The organism is Candidatus Njordibacter sp. Uisw_058 (assembly GCF_047730065.1).
GTDB lineage: Bacteria > Pseudomonadota > Gammaproteobacteria > Pseudomonadales > Balneatricaceae > Njordibacter.
The window spans coordinates 65,049-90,641 of the sequence record NZ_CP159829.1 but is presented as its reverse complement, the minus strand read 5'-3'; the positions used below and the strand labels follow the sequence as shown (position 1 = coordinate 90,641).

Here is a 25,593-nt window from a genome sequence, read left to right as displayed (position 1 = left end):
TCATTTCCATTATTGCCTAGAGTTAAAGCATAGCATGTCATTAATAAGTCGCCTTTTTAAATGGACTTTTATACTAGGAATCGTTGCGACTATAGCCATTTTGGCGGTCACCTGGTTTTACCTTGTGCCGCGCTTGCCTGACGTGAATAGCTTAAGGGATTACCACCTGCAAACGCCCTTAAGAGTCATGAGCCGCGATGGTAAATTAATTTCAGAATTTGGTGAGCAGCGTCGCATTCCTTTAAGTATTGACCAAGTTCCACAACTTTACATTGACGCCTTACTGTCAGCCGAAGATGAGAATTTTTATAGTCATTACGGTGTCGACCCTAAAGCACTTTTAAGAGCCGCCGTGCGCATGGTTCAAGCAGGTGGAAAGATCCAAGGGGGCGGTAGCACCATCACCATGCAGGTCGCGCGTAATTACTTGTTAACCCTTGACCAAACTTTTATCCGCAAATTTAATGAAATACTTTTATCGTTTCAGATTGAGCAAGAGCTCAGTAAAAAACAGATTTTAGAGATGTACTTTAACAAAATGTTTATGGGTCACCGAGCTTATGGAATAGAGGCCGCATCACATGTTTATTACGGACGTTCGATCAGCGAGCTAGACCTGCCCCAGTTAGCCATGCTGGCAGGGCTTTATAAAGCGCCATCAAAATATAACCCAATTTCTAATCCGACTCGGTCCAAAATTCGGAGGGATTGGATATTAGGCCGTATGTTAAAGCTCAATTATATCCAACAAGAGCAGTTTGAAGCGGCCATCATGACGCCGATCACGGCCCGTTTTCATAGCTTAAAACCAGAAACTTCTGCGTCTTATGTTGCTGAGATGGTGCGCAGTGAGTTATTTGATGCCTTTCCTATTGAAGATGTCTACACCGGTGGTTATCGGGTTTACACCACCATTGATAGCAAACTGCAAGATGCTGCGCAGTTAGCGGTACAAACAGGCTTATTGGCCTATGATAGGCGCCATGGGTATCGTGGAGTAGAAAAAAACCACGGTCCAAACGTCAATGCCGAAGAAGCCGAAAAACTCCTCAATAGAACACCTGTTTTTGGCCCCTTGCAACCAGCAATCGTACGCCGAGTTGACGAGGAATCAGCCCAGTTGCTGCTGCGTTATGGCCAAATCATCACCATTAATTTTAGTGATATGAGCTGGGTCAAGCCGCGACTCTCAATCAATAGCTTGGGTCGTGCTCCAGACAATATCAGCCAAATACTTAGTCCTGGTGACCAAGTTAGGGTGCGCCAAGCCGACGATGATGCCAACGTTTGGTACTTATCACAGGTACCTGATGCTCAAGGTGCCTTAATTGCCTTAGATCCAAAAGATGGGGCCATGATTGCCCTCGTTGGTGGATTTGAATACTTGCATAGTAAATTTAATAGAGCCACCCAAGCCCTGCGTCAACCTGGATCAAATTTTAAACCCATTGTTTACTCAGCGGCTTTAGAACAAGATTTCACCGCCGCTACTTTGATCAACGATGCACCTGTCGTGTTTAATGACGCGAGCCTCGAGGGCTCATGGCGCCCAGAAAACTACAGCGGAAAGTTCTTCGGTCCAACCCGATTGCGCAAAGCCCTCTACAAATCACGTAATCTTGTTTCTATTCGCATCTTGCGCGAGATTGGTATCAAATCAGCCATTAATTATGCCACGCGATTTGGTTTTAAGCCGCAGCAGTTACCCCGTAACTTGTCCCTAGCTTTGGGCAGTGCTAGCGTGCCGCCCATCGACGTGGCCACAGCATACGCAAGCTTCGCTAACCAAGGCTACCAAGTGAAGCCCTATTTTATAGAGCGCATTGAAGATAGCCTGGGCAAAGTCCTATACCAAGCTCAACCTACGACCGTATGCCCTAACTGCGACTATGTCAGACACACCGATGATGTTGACCTAGATCAGTCAGAAGATAACCAAACAACTGTTATTAACGATGTGGCCATCGTGGCTCTAGACCAAGCTCTAGATCAAGAAGATGCGCAGCAAATTACTGAGTTAGTGCGTCCCGTGACTCATTTACCCATTGCCCCACGAATCATGGACGAACGGGTTAATTATATTATGCATACTATCTTGCAAGACGTGGTAAAAAAGGGCACCGCTCGTAAAGCTAAAAAACTCAACCGTGATGACCTCGCAGGAAAAACAGGCACCACCAATGACCAAAAAGATGCTTGGTTCTCTGGTTATGTAGACGCTATGGTAGCCACAGCATGGGTGGGCTTTGATCAACCTGCAACCTTAGGTAAGAATGAATTTGGTAGTACAGCAGCCTTACCTATTTGGATTGATTTTATGGAAATCGCTCTCAAAGATGTGCCCCAAACTCAACGGCAACAGCCTGATGACATGGTCACTATTAAAATTGATGAAGCCACTGGAGAGTTAGCAAGACCCGGTGATGCGTCAGCAGTAGAAGAAATTTTTCGGGCAGAACGCACTCCTAAACAAATGGCATTGCCTAAAACGACTGGCTCTGACACCAGTGGCAAAAACCAAGAAGCCGCGCCCGAACAGGTATTTTAGTCACTACTTAGGCCTGGGGCTCGTTCGAGCATATGCACATGATTAAGGTTCATTACACCCGCCTTAAAACCTTTTTTACGCTGTTTTTTATTGAGTTTGCGCCAAGCCAGCCAGCCCCGAGCAGTAATTGTTTGCCCAATCCACTGTTCTAATTGGGTTTGACTAGTAATCCTCAATGGTGCCTGAGCCAATCTAAGTTTTGCTATTTTCACGGCCACGTGCCCCTCGAGTCCAATGTACCAGTGGTGTTGGCCTTGACTTATATCGGTGACCGCACCTTTTAGCCGCATAAAGCCACCTTGTTTGGCCGTTAATATAGACGCCTTGCGCACTTGCGATATCGCGGCCTGCCAAAGCCCCAATTCTTGGCTGCGAGCCACTTTTTCTTGTTGCCATAAACACCGCGCTGCACCTTGGCCATCCATACTAATCACATAAGCTAATCCTTGAGCCACTAAAGAGGCTTCCACGTTCAACCCAGTGCCATCATACAGTTTGACCAACCAGCGCCCGTAATGATCTTTAATGGCAGGTAAAAGCTGTAAAAAAATGGCATCTTGCTGACGCAGTTGCTGAGTTAGTTGGTCTTTACTTTGCTGAGCAAAAGCCTCTGCTGGACGACCTTTACTAGCCATTTCCGTTGTATTAATTTGGCCCAACCGCAACCGATGCCCCGCAGGTAAACCTAGGCTATCACCATCTTGCACACGCCAGTTTTGCACTTTGTAAGTCTTGCCCACCACAGGCTTTCCAGACCACGTTAAGGCTTGTTTCATAGATGACTCAGAAAGAGTTGGGCACTGGGCATAGGTATGACCCGCGCTAAGCCCAGCTAAAACACATGCCAGAGCCATTGATACTAAGCGCTTAATTGAGGTCATGTTCTGCTGCCTTAGGATGGTTTTTAACTGAGCTTTTACACCACTAAGTATAAGAGCAACTTTATTAATTGTCGCACGCTAAATAGATTGGCACGACCAAAGCCGCATTAAGCGCAAACTCTGGCTCATGCAAAATTATATTTTTCCACTACACTTTAATATGACGATTCGAGCAGAAAAATAGCTTGTCAAAAAGCCTAAAGCTTTTTATACCTTGGCCCCTGATAGAGCCATTGAAGTTATTCACTTAAGGACTTCATGATGGAAACAAGGCTAAGATTAACCAAGACCCATGCCTCTGAAAAACTTTTGTCTACTGACATGCCTTTTATTGAAATATTTAGGCATGGAACAACAGTGCTTGAATATTACAAACCCATAGGGGTTGATCTGCAGGAGCGCCATTTTAGGGATGAGTTGTACTTTGTGGTCTCTGGTTCAGGTTATTTTGTAAACGGCAGTTCTAGGCATAAGTTTGAATCGGGGGAAGTATTATTTGTGTCTGCTAACACAGAGCACCACTTTGAAGCTTTTACCCCAGACTTTGCAACTTAGGTGGTTTTTTATGGTGCCGACGGCGGGCACATTGAAGCTTCTGCTTAGGGGTGTCATTTGAGTGGGCTAGAGTGACCACTTCCACAACCTTTGCTGCAAGAACACAGAGCGTGGTTTTACTGACAGACTAGTCCCTACCTTAAAGTTCCAAATATAAAATGCCTGCTATAAGGTTTCTATGCAACTTTTAGTGAGCGCCATAATAATGATCAATAGACTTGGATAAATGTTTTGAATAGGCTAGTTTATAGCTTCAAATAACAGCTCTAATTGGTCTAACATGATGGGCCTTTAGTTAGCTAGGCCATTATAACCGTGGAATTTCTGAGGGTTTGGTATGAGTAACACAGTGCGTCAAGTCGCACAGCGATATGTTGACGATAAGAAATTCTGTGGCATTGAGTGGCAGATTGAAAAGTCGGGGCAAATCAAAACCTCCGGCGCCTGCGGTTATGCGCGCACAGCACAAAAGCAAGAGATTCCTCCACAGGCTATTTATCGTATTTATTCAATGACAAAACCTATTGTGTCTGTGCTTACAATAATGCTCATTGAACGGGGAGAACTGCACCTTTACGATACTGTAGCTGACTTTGATCCCCGCTTTAAAGACATGACAGTTTTGTTCCCAAACGGCCTGCAAGAGCAGGCGAAAACGCTGATTACGGTGGAACAGCTGCTCACACATCAGGCTGGATTTTCTTATGACTTTCTGCTGGGGTGTCCCATTGCGGCCTATTATCGAGCCCATGAAATATCAGCCGATGGACATCGTGATCTTGACGAAATGATGGCGGTATTGTCTGAACTTCCTTTAGCATTTCATCCTGGTGATGACTGGCGCTACAGTGTGGCAACCGATGTCTTAGCCCACGTCCTAGAAAGAGCGACCAATCGACGGATCGACGATCTGTTAAAGTCATATATATTTGATCCTTTAGCGATGCAAGAGACTAGTTTTTGCTTAAATGACTCGCAACTGAGCCGATTAATGACTCTTTACGGCAGCGAAACCTTGCACGGATTACCACCTTTGCGCCCTAGTCAACATGTGTTAAAGGAACAAGACCCCCATCAAAGTTACCCAACACAATCCCCTAGTTTTAGACGCGGTGGTCTAGGTCTTTATTCTACACTTTCAGACTACAGTCATTTTGTCAGAATGCTTTTGAACGGCAAGAGTCAGGAGGGGGAGGTGTTATTATCGTCCACGAGCTTAAAAATGATGCATGGAAACCGCATCCCTGTGCATAATTTACCACTGCGCATCGGGGATACTCCTTTACTCGGCTATGGCTGGAACCTCAGTGGCAGAGTCATGATAAATACCTCGTTAGCGCTTTCCCCTCAAGCAAGAGTGAATGAATTTGGCTGGGCTGGGGCTGCCAGTACCTTTTTTTGGGTCGACCCAGACCAACAAATTACAGGTGTGATCATGACGCAATTTATAGGCAGCAATTACCTATTAGCAGATGACATGAGAACAGCTTTTTATGCAGACCTTTAAACACTTTTTGGGTTGGGGTCACAAAGTTCTTAACGCCACAGGCTGTGGCTTTGATTTGAAAAATTTTTTGTGCCATGTAAATTTTTTAACGAGCTTGCCATGAGTGAGTCTGGCAGGTTAGGCCTTTTAGACTAATGAGCTTGCACAACGATAGCGGTATACTGCTGGTAAATTAGTGACGCTGAACGGAATATTCATGTTTTTTGATGTTACAGAATTAGCCAACCAAGAAAAATATCACCTTTTAAATGGCGGTGTCACACCTAGACCCATAGCCTGGATTAGCACGCGTTCACGCAACAATATTGATAACTTGGCGCCTTATTCGTTTTTTACCGTGGCTAGCTGCAATCCTCCAGTACTTTTGTACACACAAGTGACGCAAAGAACTGGCATTGATAAAGACACCTTACAAAACCTTCTAGAAACTGGCGAATGTGTGGTTAACATAGCTAACTCTGACCTTTTAGAAAAAATGAACCTAACCAGTGCCAGCCTGGATAGGGCTAAAAGTGAATTTGATTTTGCTGAGGTTGAACAGTGCCCAAGTCAAACAGTGATGCCAGCCTCAGTTAAAGCCTCTCCTGTGCGCTATGAATGTACCTTAAGAGAGGTCATCAGTATTAGTGATTTGCCCACAGGAGGGAGTGTTGTACTGTTAGATGTGCAATGTATTTATGTGCGCGATGACCTCTACACCAACCACAAAATCAACCAACAGTTGATTGATTCTGTTGGGAAAATGGGTGGAGATGCATTTAGCTTAACCTCTGCTAATTTGGAGATTAAGCGACCATAAAAGTTGGTTCATCTTGGGTGATGATTAACAATAAGGGTGCCACTGGCTAATCATCAGTTAGCCTCAAACAGATTAGAGGTATTGATATGGCATATGAACGAGTCATGGGGCTTGATGTTATTGATGATCAAGTATACCAGCAGTATCGGGATGCAATGGCACCTATTCTAAAGTCCTTCGGGGGCTCGTTTGGTTTTGATTTTAGAGTGTCTGAAGTTTTACTATCTAAAACAGAGGCTCACATCAACCGGCTTTTTACGATCTCTTTTCCCAGTCAAACACACATGGAAGAGTTTTTTTCAAATGCTGATTACGTCACCGTTAAAGAAAAATATTTTGATCAATCAGTAAGAAGTAAAACCATTATATCCCTCTATGAGGTAGATACTTAGACCGCTCTTAGTGATCGAGATTGGGTGTAGATTAGCAAAATAACTGGCTGACTTTCACGGGTTTGACATGGGCCCTCAGATGCTAACATAATACGCGCCAAAGGCTCTTCGCCTTTGGCCCTAGATGGTTTAATTAAACACTTGTTTACGAATAAATTGGGAACTTTTTTATGTTGCTTTTAGAGAGCGAACAATCAAGAGTGATCGAAATGGCATGGGAAGATCGCACCCCGTTTGAAGCGATCGAGAGGCTATTTGGCATGAATGAGTCAGACGTGATCAAGTTTATGCGCCGCAATTTAAAGCCCCGTAGTTTTAGACTATGGCGAGAAAGAGTTAGTGGGCGCGCTACTAAGCATGTCAAACTTAGAAGTGGCGATGTGACGAGAAGCCATTGCCCAACGCAATATAAACAACGTTAATAGGGCAACGCAGGAAGAAGTAACCTGCCCTAAAACAGGCGATTAATTTTACTTTTCACCAAAAATTTCCCATGGCCTAAACAAACATAGTGGCTTCATCATAAGTCGCTGAAAGTCTGCATGCATGGGTAAAGCTAATACAAAAGGCAACTATTATGACGGTTAAGGCCATTTTTTTTGGATCCATTGGTACCCTAGTTGAAACCTCTGATTTACAGCGTCGCGCATTTAATCAAGCGTTTTCTGAAGCTGGCCTCGACTGGAACTGGAGTGCTGAAGTATACAAGCACCTGCTAACCAAATCTGGAGGCCGTGGTCGCATCCAAGACTTTGCAAGCCAACGTGGCATGGATGTCGATGCATCACAACTGCACCTGCGTAAGACCGAAATTTTTGATGCGTTAATGGCCCAAGAATCTTTATTGCTGCGCCCCGGCATAGCGAGTGTTATTGTTCATGCAAAAGCACATAACTGGCCATTAGCCTTTGTCACCAGTACTTCTAAAGCTAATGTTAATGCTGTATTTATTGCCCTAGGCGATCAGATAAAGCGCAGTGATTTTAGTTTCGTAGGTAATGACACTATGGTGGCGAAAGCCAAACCAAACCCAGATATCTACCAAAAAGCTTTGTCAGACTTGAGCCTTACCCCAAAGGACTGTATAGCGATAGAAGACACAGTAGCTAGCTTGAACTCTGCCTTAGCTGCGGGTATTGCTTGTATTGGTTTTCCGGGAGCCTTTGCAGAAGCGCAAGATTTTAAGGGTGCTGTACTTGTCACAGATGAGCTTTCTCCTAACCATTTAACGGCCTTAAATGTCCAATGAGTCGCATAGGGAAGTCATTAAGGCTTAAGCAAAGATATGCGTAAAACTGATAAAAAAATCGATAATCAACTGCGGTTGGTTTTAACTGAAGTGTGCGAAGTCGCATTGAAGAATATTGACGGCTTTCAATGGTTAACGCACTTGGTCAATTATGCCAATTTTCCCAGTAGCTTAAAGGTTGTTTGTGTTTTTGACACCAATGAAAACCTTGCTAGATGTTTGTCTGGTAAAAGCACAGCAGATCTTAGCGCCCTCATTCAGGCACAATTGCTGGTGGCCAATGTTAAAGTAACAGACATAGCCGATCATATTTACTATGACACAGAGCAAGATTGCGCCAGCCAACATAATGGTCAGTGGAAAGATCGACTGAGTTGAAGCGCTCACCCCAAAACTATTTTGACTGAACTTCGTGCAAGCCGACCCCTTGCTTATAGGCCAGAGCCCTCGCTACAATAGTGGCCGCTAATCCGCCCTAACCTTGTTTACAGGAACACCCATGAGCCAAACCACTGACACGATGACAAACCAACAATGGGGTGGCCGCTTTAGTGAGCCCACTGATGCCTTTGTGGCTCGCTTTACAGCATCCGTTGATTTTGACCAACGTATGTACCGCCAAGACATCCAAGGCTCAGTAGCTCACGCAAAAATGCTATGCCATGTGGGCGTATTAAGCACCCAAGAAAGGGATGACATATTGCGTGGTTTGGAAGAAATTCGTATTGAAATTGAGCGTGGTTCATTCACCTGGTCAGTCGCATTAGAAGATGTTCATATGAACATTGAAGCAGCATTGACGGCAAAAATTGGAATGGCTGGTAAAAAGCTCCATACGGGGCGCTCTAGAAACGATCAAGTGGCCACAGACATACGTCTATACTTACGAGACGAAATAGACCTAATCTTGAGTGAAATTAGCCGTTTACAAATGGGTTTTATTAATCAGGCCAAGACTGAGAATGCAACCATTATGCCCGGCTTTACGCATCTCCAAACCGCACAACCTGTGACGTTTGGGCACCATATATTGGCATGGAATGAAATGTTACAACGGGATTATGAGCGCTTACAAGACCTCCGTAAACGGGTTAACATTTCACCCTTGGGGGCCGCCGCTTTAGCAGGCACCAGTTACCCCATCGATCGACACATGACGAGTGAATTACTGGGTTTTGATCGACCTTCAGAAAACTCTTTGGATGCGGTCAGTGATCGTGACTTTGCCATTGAATTTTGTGCAGCAGCAAGTTTAATTTTAATGCATTTATCTAGAGCCTCCGAAGAGCTCATATTGTGGACCTCCATTCAGTTTGACTTTATCGACCTACCTGATCGCTTTTGCACTGGTTCATCAATTATGCCGCAAAAGAAAAATCCAGACGTACCCGAACTTGTGCGAGGCAAAACAGGACGGGTTAACGGTCACCTTATTTGTTTACTTACCTTGATGAAGGGGCAGCCTCTAACTTACAACAAAGACAACCAAGAAGACAAAGAGCCTTTGTTTGACACCATTGATACCGTTAAGGGGTGCTTACGAGCTTATGCGGACATGGTGCCAGCCTTAGTGCCCAAGCGAAAGCAGATGCGAGCCGCCGCCTTGAAAGGTTTTGCCACAGCAACAGACTTGGCAGACTATTTGGTCGGCAAAGGCTTAGCTTTTCGGGATGCCCACGAAGTGGTAGGAAAATCAGTGGCACATGGCATAGCCACAGGCAAAGATCTGAGTGAAATGAGCCTGATCGAGTTAAGAGGGTTCAGCGAGTTGATTACCGAAGAGGTATTTGATGTGCTCACCCTAGAAGGCTCAGTGAGTGCTCGCGACCATATTGGTGGCACTGCCCCCAAACAAGTCATGGCGGCAGCAGAACGCGCCCTCGCTTTAGTCTCGAAACGTTAGTTTTGAAGACCATCCAAAAGACTGCAATCAAAGGTCTCTGCAGCCTGTTGCTGCAGAGCTTGAGTCAAACATTGGCCAAGGGTTTGGCTGTTATCAGTGGTTAACAACCATGTGCCTTGCACTAATTCAAAGTGCAAACCACCCGCTAAGCAAGCCAGCCAGATTTGTTGTAGAGGTGGCTGACGGCTCAAAATAACCTGACTTTTGTTCTCACAACTGATAGTTAATAAACCACTGCTGTTAACAAAATCTATGTCGCTATCGGCTTCGTCTAAAATTTCTTCCACGTGCAAAAATAAATTATCAACACGCTCGTGGAACAGGGCTTCACTCATATTAGTCTCTTGTGCGATCTGCAGATGGTAATTAAGCTATCAAAATATAGCATTGCTGCGCTCTTAGCTAGTGCAGAAGTGAGAATCAAGGGTATAATCTTAGCCTATTACTGCTATGTTAATCGAACAGGATTCAGCGTGAAAAAATTAATGTGTGTGCTTACCCTTAGCCTAGCGATTGCTAGCTGCGGCCAAGCAGGTAGTTTATATCTGCCAGAGACTGAACAAACCGATCTACAAACTGATCTGAAAAACGATGTGCAGGACAGTAATCAATGAGTTCTAACATGGATAACTTTGAATACCGTAACAACCGGTTACACGTTGAAGATCTTGACCTAAATCTTATTGCTGAGCAATACAGCACACCAACTTACGTCTACTCTAGAGACACCTTAGAGCGCAATTATGTGGCCTACAGTGAGGCTCTTAAGGGTTGTGAGCACTTGGTTTGTTATGCTGTAAAGGCCAACAGTAATATAGCAGTGTTGAACGTTTTAGCGCGCCTGGGAGCTGGGTTCGACATTGTGTCTATCGGAGAACTAGAACGGGTGCTCGTCGCTGGCGGGGACCCTAAGCGTATCGTGTTCTCTGGTGTGGGCAAACAGGTCCATGAAATGCAACGTGCTTTAGAAGTGGGTGTGCATTGCTTCAATGTCGAATCAGAGGCCGAATTAGTTCGACTACAAAGTGTGGCGGCCAGTTTGGGGTGTATAGCGCCCGTGTCACTGCGTATTAACCCTGATGTAGATGCTAAAACGCACCCTTACATTTCGACTGGGTTAAAAGAAAATAAATTTGGTATTGGTATTGATCAAGCACCGGCAGCTTATGCCCAAGCTGCGGCAATGGATAACATTAAGGTCATCGGTGTAGATTGCCACATTGGCTCTCAGCTGACGTCTATAGAGCCTTATTTAGACGCAATGGATCGCTTATTTGTTTTGATTGATACCATTGCAGCTCAAGGTATTATTATTGAGCATTTAGATTTAGGTGGTGGCTTAGGAGTATGTTACGGTGACGAAGAACCGCCTGCCATTGCAGACGTTATGGCCCATATACGAGGCCACTTAGGAGCAAGGAAACTAGCCTTAGTGTTTGAACCAGGCCGGTCTATTTGTGCTGATGCGGGAGTTTTACTGACGCGTGTAGAATACATTAAAAACAATCAAGACAAGTATTTTGCGATTGTGGATGCCGCCATGAATGATCTCATTCGACCCGCTCTGTATAGTGCTTGGCAAGACATTATTCCGGCTGATTTAAACTCAGATGCGCAAGCACAAAACTTTGACATCGTGGGCCCTATTTGCGAAAGCAGTGACTTTTTAGGTAAAGACCGCAAACTTGCCCTTGAAGCTGGGGACTTGCTGGCCGTATGTAGCTCTGGCGCATACGGGTTCGGTATGGCTTCTAATTACAACAGCCGCAACCGTGCAGCTGAGGTTATGGTTGATGGTAACTCTTCTCATCTGATTGGTGAACGTGAAGAATTAACGCAGCAATGGGCTAGAGAACGCCTACTGCCAAAAGATTAAAGGACCGGCTAGCATGCTATTACGTTTTACTAAAATGCACGGCCTCGGTAACGACTTTATGGTGGTTGACCTTATAAGTCAGCGAGTTCATCTATCACCTGAGCAAATTCGCTATTTAGGTAATCGCAACACAGGGGTTGGGTTTGACCAATTGTTACTGGTAGAAACGCCACAGTCACCCGATGTGGACTTTCGCTATCGTATTTTTAATTCTAATGGCACCGAGGTAGAGCATTGTGGAAATGGCGCACGCTGTTTTGCGAAATTTGTACATGATCAACGTTTAACAGGAAAGCGTGACATTTCAGTGCAAACCAGCAATGGAAGAATCATGTTAAAAATGCGTGATGATCATGCAGTAGAAGTGGACATGGGAGAACCTGTGTTACAACCAGACCAGGTGCCTTTTGAAGCGACGACTCAAGCACCAAGCTACAGTCTCGAACAAGATGGGCACAACTACACTTTAGGGGTCGTATCGATGGGTAACCCTCATGCTGTTTTGGTGGTTGATGATGTGGCTTCGGCGCCCGTGTTTGAACTGGGCTCTAAATTAGAACAACATCCTCGGTTTCCCAACAAAGCCAATATTGGATTTATGCAAATCATTGACCGCAACACCATTAAGTTGAGAGTATTCGAGCGTGGCGTAGGCGAAACCAAAGCGTGTGGAACGGGTGCCTGCGCAGCCGTTGTGGTTGGCCAGCAACAAGGCTTGTTGGATACTAACGTGACCACTCAACTCACCGGTGGAAATCTGGCCATACAATGGCAAGGGCCAGGCCACCACCTGTTCATGGATGGACCCGCAACTCATGTTTACGAAGGCCAAATTAAACTATGAGTAATATCGATAAAAATAATGTGACCCATCAAGATAAGCCCATAGATGGGTCTGCTGTGGCCGACTACTTGAGGCAAAATCCTGATTTTTTTAACCAACGTTCAGAGCTTTTGGCAAGTATCGAGTTAGCCCACAATTGTGGCCAAGCAACGTCGCTTATTGAACGCCAAACTCAGGTTATGCGCCAGAAGATACAAGACTACGCCACCAGAATGTCTGATGTTTTAAGTACTGCGCGGCGCAATGATGTGCAGTTTGAAAAAACCAAACGCTTAGTTACCGAGTTATCTGCAGCGACCCATTTGAACGATATTACAGAAGCTTTAAAACAAAGTTTCACCGCAGAGTTTCACTCCGATGCTGTGCAATTGGTGTTGTTCTCTGACCTCAAGAGCCAAGACAACCATGCCAACTTGAGCAGTACTCAAAGCATAGATAACAAAGTTGATCGGGCTCATATTCAAGCCTTAGCAGCAAAGAATTGGGCTTATTGCCAGACCTTTAGCGGCCCTGCTATGGAACAACTATTCCCAAGCTACAAAAAACTTAAGTCGAGTGCGATTGTACCTTTGTATCGGCACGAAAAGGCTTTAGGAGTCCTCATTATTGCAAGTAATTCTGCGGATCATTACAGCGATCAACTAGACACTTTATTTCTCAACCATGTCGCTGCCGTTACCAGCCGCTGCCTGGGACGGATGTAGCCCTAACATGGCACATCCTGACGTTTCGCTTAGTCAAATTGTGCAACAGTACTTAGATTACCTTGCCTATAATAAGCGCTATTCAAAGCATACTATTGATGCTTACCGACGGGATATTCAGCGCCTTGTACAAACCCTCGATGATCATGGGCACAGCCATTGGGCAGAGGCCCAAGCTGACACCATACGGGCAGCCATGATTGGGGCCAGAAAGACCGGCCTAGCACCGAAAAGTATTCAGCGTATTTTATCTAGTTGGCGCAGTTTTTTTACCTATTTGTTACAGCAGCGCATGGTTAAACTTAACCCTGTCGAGGGCATTCAAGCCCCTAAGTCGCCGCACAAATTACCCAATAGCATAGACCCAGACCAAATGAGTCAAATGCTCAACGCCCCCATTGCATCAGATGATCCTATGGCCCTGCGGGATAAAGCCATGGTTGAGCTCACCTATTCTTGTGGTTTGCGGCTGGCAGAATTGGCGAGTCTAAATATTTTTGATATTGATATGACTGATGCCAGCTTGGTCGTTACTGGTAAGGGCAATAAATCTCGCCAATTACCTATTGGACATTATGCTATTGCAGCCGTGAAGACGTGGCTGCAACAGCGTCCACAATTAAAATGCTTTGATGCCAATGCTTTATTCATTAACCATCGTGGTCGGCGCATGGGAGTCCGAGGCATTCAAATGCGCATGGCTAAGATGGCGGCCTTGCATGGCCAACATATGCATCCGCACATGCTACGCCATTCCTTTGCCAGCCACTTACTCCAGTCCAGCGGAGATTTGAGAGCTGTGCAAGAATTATTGGGCCACAGCAACATTAGCACAACCCAAATGTACACCCATTTAGACTATCAGCACTTGGCCAAAGTATACGATAAAGCCCATCCCCGTGCCCAAGCCAAGTCTCAACTAAAAGAGAAACCTAAGCATGATTAAAGTGATCACTTTTGATTTAGACGACACCTTGTGGGCTATTGCCCCTGTGATCGATAACGCAAATCGGCGCATGTTGGAGTGGATGAACGAAAACACACCTAAGTTTAACCAAACGTATGACAACCATGGCATAGATCAGTTGAGAGACGAGGTCATGGTCAACAATCCTCACCTAACCCATGATTTAAGTCAGATCCGGCTTACCCTGATTCAGCTCGGTCTATCCCGCTGTGGTTATGCTGCAGTGGAGAGTTTGGCGCAGCAGGCATTTGCCGTATATTTTGCTGCCCGTAATGATGTGGAGCTATTTGCTGGCACTCACACTCAACTAAGTGCCCTCAAGCAAAACTATCAAATTGGTGCGCTCACCAATGGAAACGCGGATTTAGCGCAAGTGGGTATCGATCACTTATTTGATTTCTATTTCAACTCTGCTCAAATCGGGGTGAGTAAGCCACATCCAGATTTTTTTGCCACGGCATTGGCACACACAGGCCTTGGAGCTGAAAGCTTTATTCATGTGGGTGATCATCCTGAGCATGACATCATCGGTGCCCAAGCAGCTGGAATGCGCACTATTTGGATGAATTCGCAGCACATTCCTTGGCCTGCTGGGCAAACTAGGCCATGTGCTGAAATCCAGCATCTTGATCAGTTGAGTGATGCCGTGGCAGATATTCATGCCCACTGAACACGCTTTTGCACCTTATGTGCGAGCCCTGGGAAAAGGTAAGCTCGGCAGCCGCTCTCTAAGTCAAGATGAAGCCTTTGATGCCATGAGTATGATCTTGCAACAGCAAGTTGAGCCAGAGCAACTCGGTGCTTTTTTAATGTTACTGCGAGTAAAAGAAGAAACGCCAGCCGAGCTTGCAGGCTTTGTGGCGGCTGTACGCAGTTTTCACAACTATTCATCGGCACAGATCCCTGGCATTGCGGTGGATATTGACTGGTCAAGTTACGCAGGCAAAAAACGTCATTTACCTTGGTTTTTACTATCTGCACTGACTTTGGCAGGGCAAGGCATTAAAGTGTTTATGCATGGGGCTAGAGGTCACACCCAAGGGCGCATATACAGCGAAGACGTATTACAACAACTCGGTTTTCCTGCAGCCCATGATTGGGATCAAGTTGAAAGCCAGTTATCTAACACTAATTTTAGCTTTATGAGTTTGCAGCATCTAAGCCCCCCGCTAGACCATATTATTAGCTTACGGGCCATGTTTGGACTGCGTTCACCCGTACATACCTTGACACGCCTACTCAACCCACTAGAAGCTAAACATACCATTGATGGCGTCTTTCACCCCACCTATGGCCCCCTGCATCAACAAACAGCCATGCTGCTAAAACACCCCCGGAGTTTAACCATTCGAGGCGACGGTGGTGAAGCTGAAATACGCCCCGATAGTGAGTGTGAGCTGCAATGGGTTGATGAGCAAATGAGTAGCCGTCAGATTTGGCAACGGCAGCTCAGTAAACGAGACACTCAGGAGCAGCAACTAGATCCAGAGCGTTTGCGGTTACTTTGGAGAGGCGAATGTGACGAGACCTATGGCGAAGCCGCAGTGTTGAGTACGTTAGCATGTTGCTTGGTGCTTTTAGGTCAGGCGCAGGAGCAAAACGAGGCCTCACAATTGGCAACAATATGGTGGCAAAATAGAAATCGATTGCTTATGTAATATAGTTATAATAAATTAGTTTTTTATAGCTCTTTATTTTTTGTTGTATCGTTTATATAATTGCATTACTATTCCGCTGTTTTTAGGCTGATACTGACAGGCCACATTAAAGGAAGGCGGTATTTGCATGAACAAAGCAATTTATCCAGGAACGTTTGATCCGGTAACATATGGACACGTTGACCTAATTGAAAGGGCCTCTAAGCTATTTGAAAAAGTGGTGGTTGCAGTTGCTGAAAGCCCCAGCAAACGACCGATGCTGGATTTAGAAAAGCGCGTGGAGTTAACGCGTATGGTGACACAACCATTGGGGAATGTAACCGTGATTGGCTTTTCTGGCTTATTAACTGAATTGTTGACTGAGCAAAAGGCGAATATTATTTTGCGCGGCTTAAGAGCTGTGTCTGATTTTGAATATGAATTCCAGTTAGCCAAAATGAATCGTGTGTTAGCGCCTGAGGTAGAAAGTATGTTTTTAACCCCAGCAGAAAAACACTCTTTTATTTCATCAACCTTAGTACGCGAAATCGCTTCCTTAGGGGGTGACGTGTCGCACTTTGTCCACCCATTGGTGGCGGAAGAACTCAGGCGTCATTTAAGTAGCTAAAGTAATTAAGCACTGCCAATCGTTATGATCACACCGGTTGGCGTATAAATAGGAAAAGTAACATGTCTCTAATTATTACCGACGACTGCATCAACTGCGATGTATGTGAACCGGAATGCCCCAATGAGGCGATTTCGCCAGGGGAAGAAATCTACGAAATCGACATGAGCAAATGTACCGAGTGCGTAGGTCACTACGATGAACCTCAATGTGTGGAAGTTTGTCCAGTAGATTGCATCCCTAAAGATCCTGATAATGTTGAGTCTCAAGAGCAACTGATGGACAAATACATTATTCTCACTGCGGCTTAGTTAGATTAACCCTTGCTTAAGCGAGGGTTAATCTAACGCTGGCAGTGCTTACAATAAACTGTACTTCGCTGTCCCAAGCGGCTTTCTGTTAAAGGTATGTCACATTTAACACAGCCCTGTCCTGTTCTACCATAGACTTGCAGCTGTTGCTTAAAGTATCCAGGTTTCCCTTCGCTGTCGACAAAATCTCTTAACGTAGTGCCACCCTGTTTTATAGCTGCCGACAGCACTTGTTTGCAACTTATCACTAGGTCACTTAAACGTGCTTTAGAGATCCTACCTGCTTGACGGTGAGGATGAATGCCAGCCATAAATAGTGCTTCGTTAGCGTAGATATTGCCCACCCCAACGACCTTCTTAGAGTCCATGATCAAGCTCTTAATCGCTTGTTTCTTCCCCTTACACACACTCACTAAGTGAGCGGTATGAAAAGCATCAGATAAGGGCTCTGGCCCTAAGCTAGAGAGCAGAGGATGCTCCATTACTGGGTTGTCTTGCCATAACATACAACCAAAGCGGCGTGGGTCACGATACCTAAGAGTTAGACCTGAAAAGACTAAATCTACATGGTCATGGTATGCAGGAGGTTCATCATGAGCCACCATGCGCATGCTGCCGGTCATACCAAGATGACCAATGATAGCTCCATGATCAAATTCAAAAAGCAAGTATTTGCCTCTTCTGATGACGCGTTTTAAATGCTTACCCACAACTTTACTCGCAAGATAACTTGGCACAGGCCAACGCAAACGAGCATCTCTGACCACTAAATGTTGTAAAGTTTGACCCTCAATATGTGGGCTGATACCCACACGCGTGGTTTCTACTTCTGGTAACTCTGGCATCAATAATTCTCAAACAGTTAATGGGCGTATCAGGGATGTCTATGAAGCCATGAAATATGCGTCATTTCAATGGGCTAGAGCAGCATTTTTATGCTCTTTTGTTGACAGTGTCTATTAAAACGTTATTGTATTAGTGATGTTAAATTAAAGTGTCACGCTTTTTCTTTAGGGAACCCGTATGCTTAAATCTGTAAAAGTCTCAGACTACATGACTCGTCAGCTGATCACCTTTAGTGTTGATACTCCACTTTTCGAAGCCATTAACACCTTTTCTAAGCATCAAGTGTCTGGTGCACCCGTGGTTGATCAAGCTGGCCAGCTAGTGGGAGTGATGTCAGAAGTTGATTGTCTAAGAGGCATTCTGGATAAAATTTACCATAAGGCTGTGGTGGGAGGCAACGTTGGAGACTTTATGACGACCAAGGTCGACACTGTTACAGGCAACACTGATATTATTGCTGCAGCTGAACAATTTATTCATCGGGGTCGGCGTCGCATCCCTGTAGTTGAAGATGGCAAACTGATTGGTCAGGTGAGCCGTAAGGATATTCTGCGTGCTGTGAACGATTTCATTGCGAAAGAGCCCAATTAAGCTAATGAGCACTAAGCCTGATTTATGCTAAAGTAGTTGGCTAATATTAGATACTTCTCTCGGTTATACCGCCCTATGAGCCGCCTCCACAATAAACATATTATTCTTGCCATAACGGGTGGCATTGCAGCCTATAAAAGTGCTGAACTGGTGCGCCTGTTGATTAAGGCGGGGGCGCAAGTGCAAGTAGTCATGACCTCGGGGGCAACTGAGTTTATTACCCCACTGACCCTGCAAGCGCTATCTGGTAACCCAGTTCATCAGCACTTGCTTAACCCTCAAGCCGAAGCAGGCATGGGCCACATCCAACTTGCGCGTTGGGCAGATGTGTTGCTCATAGCCCCTGCCAGTGCTAACGTTATGGCACGTTTAGCCCAAGGACAGGCTGATGACCTACTGACGACTCTATGTTTGGCAACCCATGCCCCTATCCTAATGGCCCCAGCCATGAACCAAGCTATGTGGCATGACCTAGCCACCCAAGATAATCTAAAAACTCTTCTGGCAAGAGGTTTCCAAGTCCATGGGCCCGCTGATGGAGAGCAAGCTTGTGGCGATATCGGGGCGGGTCGAATGCTCGAACCTAATGCGTTAGTCAGCGCGATTAATGAGCAGTTTGAGCAAAGCCTGTTAAGCGGCAAAACAGTGGTGATTACCGCAGGCCCTACTCGAGAGGCCATTGACCCAGTGCGCTATCTCAGTAACCATAGCTCAGGTAAAATGGGTTACGCGTTAGCATGTAGCGCCCGAGATCAGGGTGCAAAGGTCATTCTTATTAGTGGCCCTACCCATCTGCAACCACCTGAAGATGTCACCTTCATTGCCATAGAAAGTGCCCAAGACATGCTTGAAGCTAGTCTAAATGTGGGCGCAGTGGCTGATTACTTTATTGCTGCCGCTGCAGTGGCTGACTATCGCCCTATCATGGCGTCAGAACAGAAACTTAAAAAGCGTGATGCAGATCATGGGCTGACCTTAGAGTTAACACAGAACCCCGATATATTAGCCACGATGGTGCAACAACACAGCCATGCAATCCATGTTGGTTTTGCTGCTGAAACCGAAGCATTAATTCGCCATGGACAAAATAAACTAGAGCGCAAAGGGGTACAGATGATCATTGCTAATGACGTTTCTAATACCCACATTGGTTTTAACAGTGACGATAACCAAGTGAGCTTAATCACTGCTAGCGGTGTAGAGAATTTACCCTTATTATCCAAACAACAATTGGCCAACCAATTGATATTAGCCATTTCAAACATTCCCAACAAGGCATAAAGCATATGACTCATCGCCCACAATTAGCAGTTAAAATACTCGATCCACGCGTGGGACGTGACATTCCTTTACCCACTTATGCGACAACTGGCTCTGCTGGTATGGATTTACGAGCTTGTATTGATACAGCCATTAAACTTAATCCAGGCCAAACAGAGTTGATACCCACAGGTATGGCTATTCATATTGAAGACCCCAGTCTATGTGCAATGTTGCTGCCAAGATCTGGGCTTGGTCACAAGCATGGTGTAGTGCTGGGTAATTTAGTGGGGCTTATCGATTCAGACTATCAAGGACAGCTCATGGTATCCTGCTGGAATAGGGGGTCAACACCCTTCGTTATTGAACCCGCAGAGCGTATCGCCCAAATGGTGCTCGTGCCAGTGGTGCAAGCCCAACTCACTATCGTCGATGATTTTGATGCCAGCCTTCGAGGAGAAGGTGGTTTTGGACATTCTGGCCGTCAATAGTAACCACCACTTATATAGGACACTGACAACATGGATCGTTTGCGATACCAGCCACCGCACCCCCTTGCCACTGAAATTTTTCGCGCCTACGATATTCGCGGTATCGTTGACGAACAACTTAGCGACGCAATGCTCTACCATATTGGCTTAGCCGTGGGCACACAGGTAAAACGCAATGGCGAAGACAGTATCGCAGTGGGTGCTGATGGCCGCCTATCCAGCCCTAGGCTAAGCCAAGCATTAATGGCAGGCTTAGCCGATACAGGGTGCAGGGTTTTGAATCTAGGGGCTGTGCCTACGCCAGTATTATATTTTGGAGTTAAAACTTTAGGGACTGCATCGGGTATTATGCTGACGGGTAGCCACAACCCCTCAAACTATAATGGCTGTAAAATTGTTATCGGTGGTCACACCCTAGCTAACGACAGCATTATCGCCTTGTATGATCTTATCAAATTACAAGACTATGAACTTGGCATAGGTGCCATCGAAGAACATATTATTGATCAAGTCTATCGAGATCGAATTGACAGTGATGTAAAGTTGGCAAGACCTTTAAAAGTTGTATTAGATGCTGGCAATGGCATTGCGGGTGATATTGCACCCAAGTTATTCAAGCAGTTGGGATGTGACGTCATTCCACTATTTTGTGAAGTTGATGGCAACTTTCCCAATCATCATCCTGATCCTGGTAAACCTGCCAATTTAGTTGACCTGCAAGCTGCGGTTGCCAAACATAAAGCAGATATTGGCCTTGCGTTCGATGGCGATGGCGATCGAGTAGGGGTGATTACTGAAACGGGGCAAATGATATACCCTGATAAACTGCTCATGCTTTTTGCAGAGGATGTGATAAGCCGCAATCCACGGGCCAAAATCATTTATGATGTAAAGTGCACTCGCTTGTTGGAACCTTTTATCCAAAGCAAAGGGGGCGTGCCCACGATGTGGAAAACAGGGCACTCACTGATCAAAAGCAAAATGATTGAAACTGGTGCCTTACTGGCTGGTGAAATGAGTGGGCACATCTTTTTTAAAGAACGATGGTATGGATTTGACGATGGTATTTATAGTGCTGTACGTTTGTGTGAAATCTTGGCCAGCACTAGTGAATCCGCAAGCGCTATGTTCAGACGCTTCCCAGAAGATGTAAGTACCCCAGAAATTAATATTCAGGTCACAGAAGAAGAAAAGTTTGATTTAGTGACACAGCTACAAAGTGCTCATTTCCCAACCGGTAAAGTGTCTACTATTGATGGTATCCGTGTGGATTATGCAGACGGTTGGGGACTCGTTAGAGCATCAAACACGACGCCTGTGTTAGTGCTAAGATTTGAAGGACAAAACCAAGCTGTATTGCAGCGGATTAAAGAGGAGTTTCAACATCATTTATATGCTGTTGATACCAAACTTACCGTACCGGACTATTAACTATGACACTCGATCGAAAAGCGGCCATCAACGTTGCCCAAGTATTAAGTGAGGCTTTGCCCTATATTCAGCGTTTCACGGGTAAGACCATCGTCGTCAAATTTGGTGGCAACGCCATGATTGACGAAGACCTTAAAAATAGCTTCGCACGTGACATTGTGATGATGAAACTCGTAGGCATGAACCCTGTTGTCGTGCATGGTGGTGGACCCCAAATTGGTGATCTACTCACTAAACTCAATATTGAGTCTCACTTTGTCAACGGCATGCGTGTCACTGATACTGCCACCATGAATGTGGTAGAAATGGTGCTGGGTGGTTCAGTAAACAAAGACATTGTTAATCTCATCAATAAAAATGGTGGTCAAGCGATCGGTTTAACGGGTAAAGATGGCAAACTGATCCAAGCTAAACAATTGAAGGTCACCCATCAGACTCCAGAGATGTTGGCTCCTGAAATTATTGATATTGGTCACGTGGGCGAAGTCAGTGCCATCAATACTGACGTGCTAGATATGTTGCGTAACAGTGATTTTATTCCTGTAATCGCCCCCATAGGGGTGGACGAAGAGGGCAATTCATATAATATAAATGCTGATTTAGTTGCTGGTAAAGTCGCAGAGATCCTGCAAGCTGAAAAACTCATGCTGCTCACTAACACCGCAGGACTACTGGACAAAAAAGGCAACTTATTGACAGGCTTGTCGACTAAGCAGGTCGATGACTTGATTGCTGATGGCACCATTTATGGTGGCATGCTACCTAAAATAGCTTGTGCCTTAGATGCCGTAAAAGGCGGTGTAAAGCGGGCTCATATTATTGATGGTCGTGTGAATCATGCAACCCTATTGGAAGTTTTTACTGATCAAGGTGTAGGCACCCTCATTACGGGTGCCAACGATAACCATACCACTCTATAAAGAAGCCACAACCCAATGACGACTGAAGCTAAAATATCTCGTAAACAACAAATCTTACACGCTCTGATGGAAATGTTAGAGGACCCCAACATGCGTATTACAACCGCTGCGTTGGCGAAGCGTGTGGGTGTCTCTGAGGCTGCCTTGTACCGACATTTTGCGAGTAAGGCACAAATGTTTGATGCCCTCATTGAATTTGTAGAAGAAACGCTTTTTAGCCGAGCAAAGTTGATCCAACAGCAAGAATTAACTGCTATAAGCCAGTGTCAGCAGATTCTCACACTGCTACTCACGTTTGTTGAGCGCAATGCTGGTGTCAGCCGTATTTTAACTGGTGAAGCCCTAATGGGGGAAAATGAACGTTTAGGCAACCGCGTCAATCAGTTGTTTGAAAAATTAGAAACCCAGCTTAAACAAATTCTCAGAGAAGCAGAGATGCGTGAGGGCCTGCGCACTAAAGATACCCCAGCCAACAGTGCCAACTTACTAATGGCCATAGCAGAGGGCCGTATTCGCCAATACAGCCGCACCAACTTTCGCCATAAACCGACTATGGCTTGGGCAGATCAATGGGCCATACTCAGTCAGAGCATCATGCGTTGATGCTGCAAGGCCCACTCAGGTCTGTCAACTCAATACTTATGCCCCAAAATCTTTACGATACTGCACCATTGCATCAATTTGTGGTTGCTCGTAACCCGTTTCTTGTAAGTATTCCAACACGTGATCAAAACTGATAATACTCACAACTTGCATCGCAAAGTCCCGTTCAACTTCTTGTATAGCGGATAACTCCCCTTGCCCCTTCTCCATACGATCAATGGCAATTAAGGTTGCCACAGGTATGGCATTGTGGGCTGCTATAATGGTCATTACTTCGCGAATAGCAGTGCCCGCAGTAATGACATCGTCTACAATCACAACCCGGCCTTTGAGTGCTGCTCCAACAAGAGAACCACCTTCCCCGTGAGCTTTCGCTTCTTTGCGATTAAAGGCGTAAGGCATATCGATACCGTGAGATTCACTCAAGGCGACTGCCATAGAGGTGGCTAAAGGTATTCCTTTGTAAGCTGGACCTAAGATAACGTCACACTTGATACCCGATTGCACCAATGCTTGAGCAAAATATTGACCTAATCGAGCCAAAGCTGAACCCGTGTTAAACAGGCCAAAGTTAAAATAGTAAGGGCTTAGACGACCAGACTTTAAGGTGAACTCGCCAAACCGCAAAACATCCCGCTCGATAGCAAATTCTATAAATTCTCTCTGGTAATCTTTCATAAGCATCTTTCACTCATTGGGGGCTAATTTTAACTGCCGAGATTATACACCAGAGCCCACTTTTAGGTGACGTAAATATGAGTAAATCTGTTATCAACCCCCACTCACTTATGGGCCAAAAGTGAAGACCGTGTTATCATTGCACTTAAATAACAAAATGACTCCCTAATGCGAATTTGCAAGCCTTAATTTTGGCTTGCCACGCCAGTGACGAAACAACACCCATGCGTATTATTACTTTAAATGTCCAAGGTTTGCGCCAAGCAGCTGAACGTGGCCTTTTTGATTGGATGGTAACCCAAAACGCCGACGTGGTGTGCTTGCAAGATATCCGTGAAAAGGATTATCAACTTGATGAGCCATTATTTCATCCCGAAGGCTGGTACGCATATTTTTTTGATGCCTTTGAAGACGGCTATAGTGGTACCGCTATATATAGCCGCCATCAACCCAAAGCGGTCATGACAGGCTTAGGTTTCAGTGGCTGCGACTTTGAAGGTCGCTTTATTCAAGCCGACTTCGAACGTATTAGTGTGGCCTCCATCTCTGTGCCTTCTGGCCTGGGAGATGACGACAAGCAAGATGCTAAAAATGAATTCATGGAGCAGTTCAGTAATCACTTGCGAAAAACTTTGCGCAAACGTCGGGATTTTATTTTTTGTGGCACAATAAATTCAGCACACAAACCTGAAGATCTATCTGGCTGGTATGTAAACCAAAAAAATTCTGGTTTTTTACCAGAAGAGCGTGAAGTTCTAGATGAGATATTTTTCCAAATGGAATTTTGTGATGCCTTCCGACAGGTTAACAAAAATGAACGTCAATTCACTTGGTGGCCAGACTACAACAGGGCATTTAAGCTCAACGAGGGCGCTCGACTGGATTATCAAATCACCACACCTAACTTACGCCATCATGTGCGTAACGCAGGTATTTTTCGGGAGCAGCGCTTCTCTAACCATGCGCCCTTGATTATTGATTACACCTGCGACTTATAAGACTTGGCAATGTCTGGAACTGCAGACACTGCCACCTCAAGTTGCTTCAGGGATCATTGAACCCTTATTAGTCTGCCAAGGCCGCAGTTTGTAAAGCGGTGATCTCCGTAATGCCTTTGCGGGCTAAAGTCAACATTGCCGTCATTTGTTCCTGTGTATATGGCGCCCCTTCTGCAGTGCCTTGCACTTCAATAAAGCCGCCATCTGCGGTCATAACTACATTCATATCCGTTTCAGCCTTTGAATCTTCGTCATAATCCAAATCGAGTACTGGCTCATCTTTATAAATACCCACGGAAATAGCCGCAATCTGACGCTTAAGAGGATTACCTCTCATGGCCCCATTTTTATCTTTTTTAAGGACATTAATCGCATCTACCATGGCGATATAGGCTCCGGTGATGGACGCCGTACGGGTACCACCATCAGCCTGCAATACATCACAGTCTAGAGTAATCGTGTTTTCGCCTAGCTTCTCTAAATTCAGTGACGCGCGCAGAGACCGGCCAATTAAGCGTTGGATTTCCAAAGTGCGTCCACCTTGCTTGCCCCGAGCAGCTTCACGGCCATTCCGAGTGTGAGTGGCGCGCGGCAACATGCCGTATTCAGCGGTCACCCAACCACTGCCAGAGCCTCTTAAAAACCTCGGAACGCCCCGTTCTACACTGGCTGTACAAAGTACGCGGGTGTCGCCAAACTCAATTAATACGGAGCCTTCCGCATGCTTGGTAAAGCCGCGGGTAATTTTAATGTCACGCAGTTGATCTGTATCACGACCACTGGGGCGGGCAAAATCGAGCTTCAGATCCTTGAGTTGATCGGTAATGGAGGATGTCATGAGTAACCTTTTTCATTAATGATTAAGTCTTATTTTAATCCAGTTGAGCACAGATAACACCTAGCATTTAACAGTTAACTCACAAGCTAATAATAACACTCACCCAATTCGTGCCCACAGTTAAGCTGACATTCGG

The 25,593-nt window shown here is 45.4% G+C and carries 30 protein-coding genes; 25 read left to right on the top strand and 5 right to left on the bottom strand.

Annotation, left to right across the window (positions count from 1 at the left end; genetic code table 11):
• Positions 1–34 precede the first annotated feature (34 nt).
• Positions 35–2,548 carry a penicillin-binding protein 1A gene (locus tag ABXT59_RS00470; RefSeq protein WP_443636980.1) on the top strand — a complete coding sequence of 838 codons (2,514 nt, stop codon included), beginning with the start codon at positions 35–37 and terminating at the stop codon, positions 2,546–2,548.
• On the opposite strand, the gene ABXT59_RS00465 is transcribed toward ABXT59_RS00470, so the two are convergent.
• Positions 2,545–3,429 (bottom strand): thermonuclease family protein, encoded by an 885-nt coding sequence (locus ABXT59_RS00465; protein ID WP_443636978.1) that lies wholly within the window; start codon positions 3,427–3,429, stop codon positions 2,545–2,547. The two genes, ABXT59_RS00470 and ABXT59_RS00465, sit on opposite strands and share 4 nt — an antisense overlap.
• A 258-nt stretch (positions 3,430–3,687) precedes the next feature.
• Here ABXT59_RS00465 and ABXT59_RS00460 point away from each other — a divergent pair, with 258 nt between their 5' ends.
• From ABXT59_RS00460 to argH, 8 genes are all read left to right on the top strand, one after another.
• Positions 3,688–3,984 carry a cupin domain-containing protein gene (locus ABXT59_RS00460; protein WP_443636976.1) on the top strand — a complete coding sequence of 99 codons (297 nt, stop codon included), beginning with the start codon at positions 3,688–3,690 and terminating at the stop codon, positions 3,982–3,984.
• Positions 3,985–4,321: 337 nt separating this feature from the next.
• The gene (locus tag ABXT59_RS00455; RefSeq protein WP_443636974.1) at positions 4,322–5,491 is read left to right on the top strand and encodes a serine hydrolase domain-containing protein; all 1,170 of its coding nucleotides are present in this window, start codon (positions 4,322–4,324) and stop codon (positions 5,489–5,491) included.
• 196 nt (positions 5,492–5,687) lie between these two features.
• Complete coding sequence (locus ABXT59_RS00450) at positions 5,688–6,290, top strand: flavin reductase family protein (protein ID WP_443636972.1); 603 nt, start codon at positions 5,688–5,690, stop codon at positions 6,288–6,290.
• An 86-nt stretch (positions 6,291–6,376) separates the two neighbouring features.
• Positions 6,377–6,682, top strand: a complete 306-nt coding sequence (locus tag ABXT59_RS00445; protein ID WP_443636970.1) for a DUF1330 domain-containing protein — start codon at positions 6,377–6,379, stop codon at positions 6,680–6,682.
• A 170-nt stretch (positions 6,683–6,852) separates the two neighbouring features.
• Entirely contained in the window at positions 6,853–7,104 is a 252-nt protein-coding gene (locus tag ABXT59_RS00440; RefSeq protein ID WP_443636968.1) for a TIGR03643 family protein, read from the top strand.
• A gap of 155 nt (positions 7,105–7,259) precedes the next feature.
• Entirely contained in the window at positions 7,260–7,931 is a 672-nt protein-coding gene (locus tag ABXT59_RS00435) for an HAD family hydrolase (RefSeq protein ID WP_443636966.1), read from the top strand.
• Between the two features lie 36 nt (positions 7,932–7,967).
• Entirely contained in the window at positions 7,968–8,309 is a 342-nt protein-coding gene (locus tag ABXT59_RS00430) for a Fis family transcriptional regulator (protein WP_443636964.1), read from the top strand.
• Between the two features lie 121 nt (positions 8,310–8,430).
• A complete protein-coding gene (gene argH, locus ABXT59_RS00425) occupies positions 8,431–9,834 on the top strand; it encodes an argininosuccinate lyase (RefSeq protein ID WP_443636962.1) in 1,404 nt (467 codons plus the stop codon).
• On the opposite strand, the gene cyaY is transcribed toward argH, so the two are convergent.
• Positions 9,831–10,169, bottom strand: coding sequence for an iron donor protein CyaY (cyaY, locus tag ABXT59_RS00420; RefSeq protein WP_443636960.1), 339 nt, complete (start codon positions 10,167–10,169; stop codon positions 9,831–9,833). The two genes, argH and cyaY, sit on opposite strands and share 4 nt — an antisense overlap.
• Before the next feature lie 138 nt (positions 10,170–10,307).
• On the opposite strand from cyaY, the gene lptM reads away from it, so the two are divergent.
• From lptM to ABXT59_RS00375, 9 genes are all read left to right on the top strand, one after another.
• Positions 10,308–10,448: an LPS translocon maturation chaperone LptM gene (gene lptM, locus ABXT59_RS00415; RefSeq protein WP_443636959.1), complete on the top strand. Its 141-nt coding sequence runs from the start codon at positions 10,308–10,310 to the stop codon at positions 10,446–10,448.
• An 8-nt stretch (positions 10,449–10,456) separates the two neighbouring features.
• Positions 10,457–11,710, top strand: a complete 1,254-nt coding sequence (lysA, locus tag ABXT59_RS00410) for a diaminopimelate decarboxylase (protein ID WP_443636958.1) — start codon at positions 10,457–10,459, stop codon at positions 11,708–11,710.
• 13 nt (positions 11,711–11,723) lie between these two features.
• Entirely contained in the window at positions 11,724–12,554 is an 831-nt protein-coding gene (gene dapF, locus ABXT59_RS00405) for a diaminopimelate epimerase (protein ID WP_443636957.1), read from the top strand.
• Entirely contained in the window at positions 12,551–13,258 is a 708-nt protein-coding gene (locus ABXT59_RS00400; protein WP_443636956.1) for a DUF484 family protein, read from the top strand. The genes dapF and ABXT59_RS00400 overlap by 4 nt, the downstream gene beginning before the upstream one ends.
• Before the next feature lie 7 nt (positions 13,259–13,265).
• On the top strand, positions 13,266–14,204 hold the full coding sequence (gene xerC / locus ABXT59_RS00395; RefSeq protein ID WP_443636954.1) for a tyrosine recombinase XerC: 939 nt from the start codon (positions 13,266–13,268) through the stop codon (positions 14,202–14,204).
• Positions 14,197–14,895: an HAD family hydrolase gene (locus ABXT59_RS00390; RefSeq protein ID WP_443636952.1), complete on the top strand. Its 699-nt coding sequence runs from the start codon at positions 14,197–14,199 to the stop codon at positions 14,893–14,895. Before xerC ends, ABXT59_RS00390 begins: the two co-directional genes overlap by 8 nt.
• Complete coding sequence (locus ABXT59_RS00385) at positions 14,885–15,883, top strand: glycosyl transferase family protein (protein ID WP_443636951.1); 999 nt, start codon at positions 14,885–14,887, stop codon at positions 15,881–15,883. Before ABXT59_RS00390 ends, ABXT59_RS00385 begins: the two co-directional genes overlap by 11 nt.
• 127 nt (positions 15,884–16,010) lie before the next feature.
• On the top strand, positions 16,011–16,490 hold the full coding sequence (gene coaD, locus ABXT59_RS00380) for a pantetheine-phosphate adenylyltransferase (protein WP_443636949.1): 480 nt from the start codon (positions 16,011–16,013) through the stop codon (positions 16,488–16,490).
• A gap of 62 nt (positions 16,491–16,552) precedes the next feature.
• Complete coding sequence (locus tag ABXT59_RS00375; protein ID WP_443636948.1) at positions 16,553–16,801, top strand: YfhL family 4Fe-4S dicluster ferredoxin; 249 nt, start codon at positions 16,553–16,555, stop codon at positions 16,799–16,801.
• 32 nt (positions 16,802–16,833) lie between these two features.
• Here ABXT59_RS00375 and mutM read toward each other — a convergent pair whose 3' ends face one another.
• Positions 16,834–17,646, bottom strand: a complete 813-nt coding sequence (gene mutM, locus ABXT59_RS00370) for a bifunctional DNA-formamidopyrimidine glycosylase/DNA-(apurinic or apyrimidinic site) lyase (protein WP_443636947.1) — start codon at positions 17,644–17,646, stop codon at positions 16,834–16,836.
• Between the two features lie 178 nt (positions 17,647–17,824).
• Here mutM and ABXT59_RS00365 point away from each other — a divergent pair, with 178 nt between their 5' ends.
• From ABXT59_RS00365 to slmA, 6 genes are all read left to right on the top strand, one after another.
• Positions 17,825–18,238: a CBS domain-containing protein gene (locus ABXT59_RS00365; protein WP_443636945.1), complete on the top strand. Its 414-nt coding sequence runs from the start codon at positions 17,825–17,827 to the stop codon at positions 18,236–18,238.
• 75 nt (positions 18,239–18,313) lie between these two features.
• Entirely contained in the window at positions 18,314–19,519 is a 1,206-nt protein-coding gene (gene coaBC, locus ABXT59_RS00360; RefSeq protein WP_443636944.1) for a bifunctional phosphopantothenoylcysteine decarboxylase/phosphopantothenate--cysteine ligase CoaBC, read from the top strand.
• 5 nt (positions 19,520–19,524) lie between these two features.
• Complete coding sequence (gene dut / locus ABXT59_RS00355; protein ID WP_443636942.1) at positions 19,525–19,989, top strand: dUTP diphosphatase; 465 nt, start codon at positions 19,525–19,527, stop codon at positions 19,987–19,989.
• 30 nt (positions 19,990–20,019) lie between these two features.
• Positions 20,020–21,420, top strand: coding sequence for a phosphomannomutase/phosphoglucomutase (locus ABXT59_RS00350; RefSeq protein ID WP_443636941.1), 1,401 nt, complete (start codon positions 20,020–20,022; stop codon positions 21,418–21,420).
• 2 nt (positions 21,421–21,422) lie between these two features.
• Positions 21,423–22,340, top strand: a complete 918-nt coding sequence (argB, locus tag ABXT59_RS00345) for an acetylglutamate kinase (protein ID WP_443636939.1) — start codon at positions 21,423–21,425, stop codon at positions 22,338–22,340.
• Positions 22,341–22,355: 15 nt separating this feature from the next.
• Positions 22,356–22,943 (top strand): nucleoid occlusion factor SlmA, encoded by a 588-nt coding sequence (slmA, locus tag ABXT59_RS00340; RefSeq protein ID WP_443636938.1) that lies wholly within the window; start codon positions 22,356–22,358, stop codon positions 22,941–22,943.
• Between the two features lie 36 nt (positions 22,944–22,979).
• Here the strand turns inward: slmA and pyrE are convergent, their stop codons facing one another.
• Complete coding sequence (gene pyrE, locus ABXT59_RS00335; RefSeq protein WP_443638526.1) at positions 22,980–23,621, bottom strand: orotate phosphoribosyltransferase; 642 nt, start codon at positions 23,619–23,621, stop codon at positions 22,980–22,982.
• Between the two features lie 224 nt (positions 23,622–23,845).
• Here pyrE and ABXT59_RS00330 point away from each other — a divergent pair, with 224 nt between their 5' ends.
• The gene (locus ABXT59_RS00330) at positions 23,846–24,619 is read left to right on the top strand and encodes an exodeoxyribonuclease III (protein ID WP_443636936.1); all 774 of its coding nucleotides are present in this window, start codon (positions 23,846–23,848) and stop codon (positions 24,617–24,619) included.
• A 67-nt stretch (positions 24,620–24,686) separates the two neighbouring features.
• Here ABXT59_RS00330 and rph read toward each other — a convergent pair whose 3' ends face one another.
• Positions 24,687–25,457, bottom strand: a complete 771-nt coding sequence (gene rph, locus ABXT59_RS00325; protein ID WP_443636935.1) for a ribonuclease PH — start codon at positions 25,455–25,457, stop codon at positions 24,687–24,689.
• Between the last annotated feature and the right edge of the window lie 136 nt (positions 25,458–25,593).

What these genes read in the sequence shown, in the direction of transcription:
- argB (WP_443636939.1), top strand. Translation starts at nt 21,423, where the DNA reads ATGACACTCGATCGAAAAGCGGCCATCAACGTTGCCCAAGTATTAAGT.
- lysA (WP_443636958.1), top strand. Translation starts at nt 10,457, where the DNA reads ATGGATAACTTTGAATACCGTAACAACCGGTTACACGTTGAAGATCTT.
- ABXT59_RS00470 (WP_443636980.1), top strand. Translation starts at nt 35, where the DNA reads ATGTCATTAATAAGTCGCCTTTTTAAATGGACTTTTATACTAGGAATC.
- ABXT59_RS00460 (WP_443636976.1), top strand. Translation starts at nt 3,688, where the DNA reads ATGATGGAAACAAGGCTAAGATTAACCAAGACCCATGCCTCTGAAAAA.
- coaD (WP_443636949.1), top strand. Translation starts at nt 16,011, where the DNA reads ATGAACAAAGCAATTTATCCAGGAACGTTTGATCCGGTAACATATGGA.
- ABXT59_RS00440 (WP_443636968.1), top strand. Translation starts at nt 6,853, where the DNA reads ATGTTGCTTTTAGAGAGCGAACAATCAAGAGTGATCGAAATGGCATGG.
- cyaY (WP_443636960.1), bottom strand. Translation starts at nt 10,169, where the DNA reads ATGAGTGAAGCCCTGTTCCACGAGCGTGTTGATAATTTATTTTTGCAC.
- ABXT59_RS00430 (WP_443636964.1), top strand. Translation starts at nt 7,968, where the DNA reads ATGCGTAAAACTGATAAAAAAATCGATAATCAACTGCGGTTGGTTTTA.
- ABXT59_RS00390 (WP_443636952.1), top strand. Translation starts at nt 14,197, where the DNA reads ATGATTAAAGTGATCACTTTTGATTTAGACGACACCTTGTGGGCTATT.
- coaBC (WP_443636944.1), top strand. Translation starts at nt 18,314, where the DNA reads ATGAGCCGCCTCCACAATAAACATATTATTCTTGCCATAACGGGTGGC.
- xerC (WP_443636954.1), top strand. Translation starts at nt 13,266, where the DNA reads ATGGCACATCCTGACGTTTCGCTTAGTCAAATTGTGCAACAGTACTTA.
- dapF (WP_443636957.1), top strand. Translation starts at nt 11,724, where the DNA reads ATGCTATTACGTTTTACTAAAATGCACGGCCTCGGTAACGACTTTATG.
- ABXT59_RS00455 (WP_443636974.1), top strand. Translation starts at nt 4,322, where the DNA reads ATGAGTAACACAGTGCGTCAAGTCGCACAGCGATATGTTGACGATAAG.
- ABXT59_RS00365 (WP_443636945.1), top strand. Translation starts at nt 17,825, where the DNA reads ATGCTTAAATCTGTAAAAGTCTCAGACTACATGACTCGTCAGCTGATC.
- ABXT59_RS00350 (WP_443636941.1), top strand. Translation starts at nt 20,020, where the DNA reads ATGGATCGTTTGCGATACCAGCCACCGCACCCCCTTGCCACTGAAATT.
- ABXT59_RS00445 (WP_443636970.1), top strand. Translation starts at nt 6,377, where the DNA reads ATGGCATATGAACGAGTCATGGGGCTTGATGTTATTGATGATCAAGTA.
- ABXT59_RS00450 (WP_443636972.1), top strand. Translation starts at nt 5,688, where the DNA reads ATGTTTTTTGATGTTACAGAATTAGCCAACCAAGAAAAATATCACCTT.
- ABXT59_RS00400 (WP_443636956.1), top strand. Translation starts at nt 12,551, where the DNA reads ATGAGTAATATCGATAAAAATAATGTGACCCATCAAGATAAGCCCATA.
- ABXT59_RS00385 (WP_443636951.1), top strand. Translation starts at nt 14,885, where the DNA reads ATGCCCACTGAACACGCTTTTGCACCTTATGTGCGAGCCCTGGGAAAA.
- ABXT59_RS00465 (WP_443636978.1), bottom strand. Translation starts at nt 3,429, where the DNA reads ATGACCTCAATTAAGCGCTTAGTATCAATGGCTCTGGCATGTGTTTTA.
- rph (WP_443636935.1), bottom strand. Translation starts at nt 25,457, where the DNA reads ATGACATCCTCCATTACCGATCAACTCAAGGATCTGAAGCTCGATTTT.
- slmA (WP_443636938.1), top strand. Translation starts at nt 22,356, where the DNA reads ATGACGACTGAAGCTAAAATATCTCGTAAACAACAAATCTTACACGCT.
- ABXT59_RS00330 (WP_443636936.1), top strand. Translation starts at nt 23,846, where the DNA reads ATGCGTATTATTACTTTAAATGTCCAAGGTTTGCGCCAAGCAGCTGAA.
- ABXT59_RS00435 (WP_443636966.1), top strand. Translation starts at nt 7,260, where the DNA reads ATGACGGTTAAGGCCATTTTTTTTGGATCCATTGGTACCCTAGTTGAA.
- mutM (WP_443636947.1), bottom strand. Translation starts at nt 17,646, where the DNA reads ATGCCAGAGTTACCAGAAGTAGAAACCACGCGTGTGGGTATCAGCCCA.
- dut (WP_443636942.1), top strand. Translation starts at nt 19,525, where the DNA reads ATGACTCATCGCCCACAATTAGCAGTTAAAATACTCGATCCACGCGTG.
- ABXT59_RS00375 (WP_443636948.1), top strand. Translation starts at nt 16,553, where the DNA reads ATGTCTCTAATTATTACCGACGACTGCATCAACTGCGATGTATGTGAA.
- argH (WP_443636962.1), top strand. Translation starts at nt 8,431, where the DNA reads ATGAGCCAAACCACTGACACGATGACAAACCAACAATGGGGTGGCCGC.
- pyrE (WP_443638526.1), bottom strand. Translation starts at nt 23,621, where the DNA reads ATGAAAGATTACCAGAGAGAATTTATAGAATTTGCTATCGAGCGGGAT.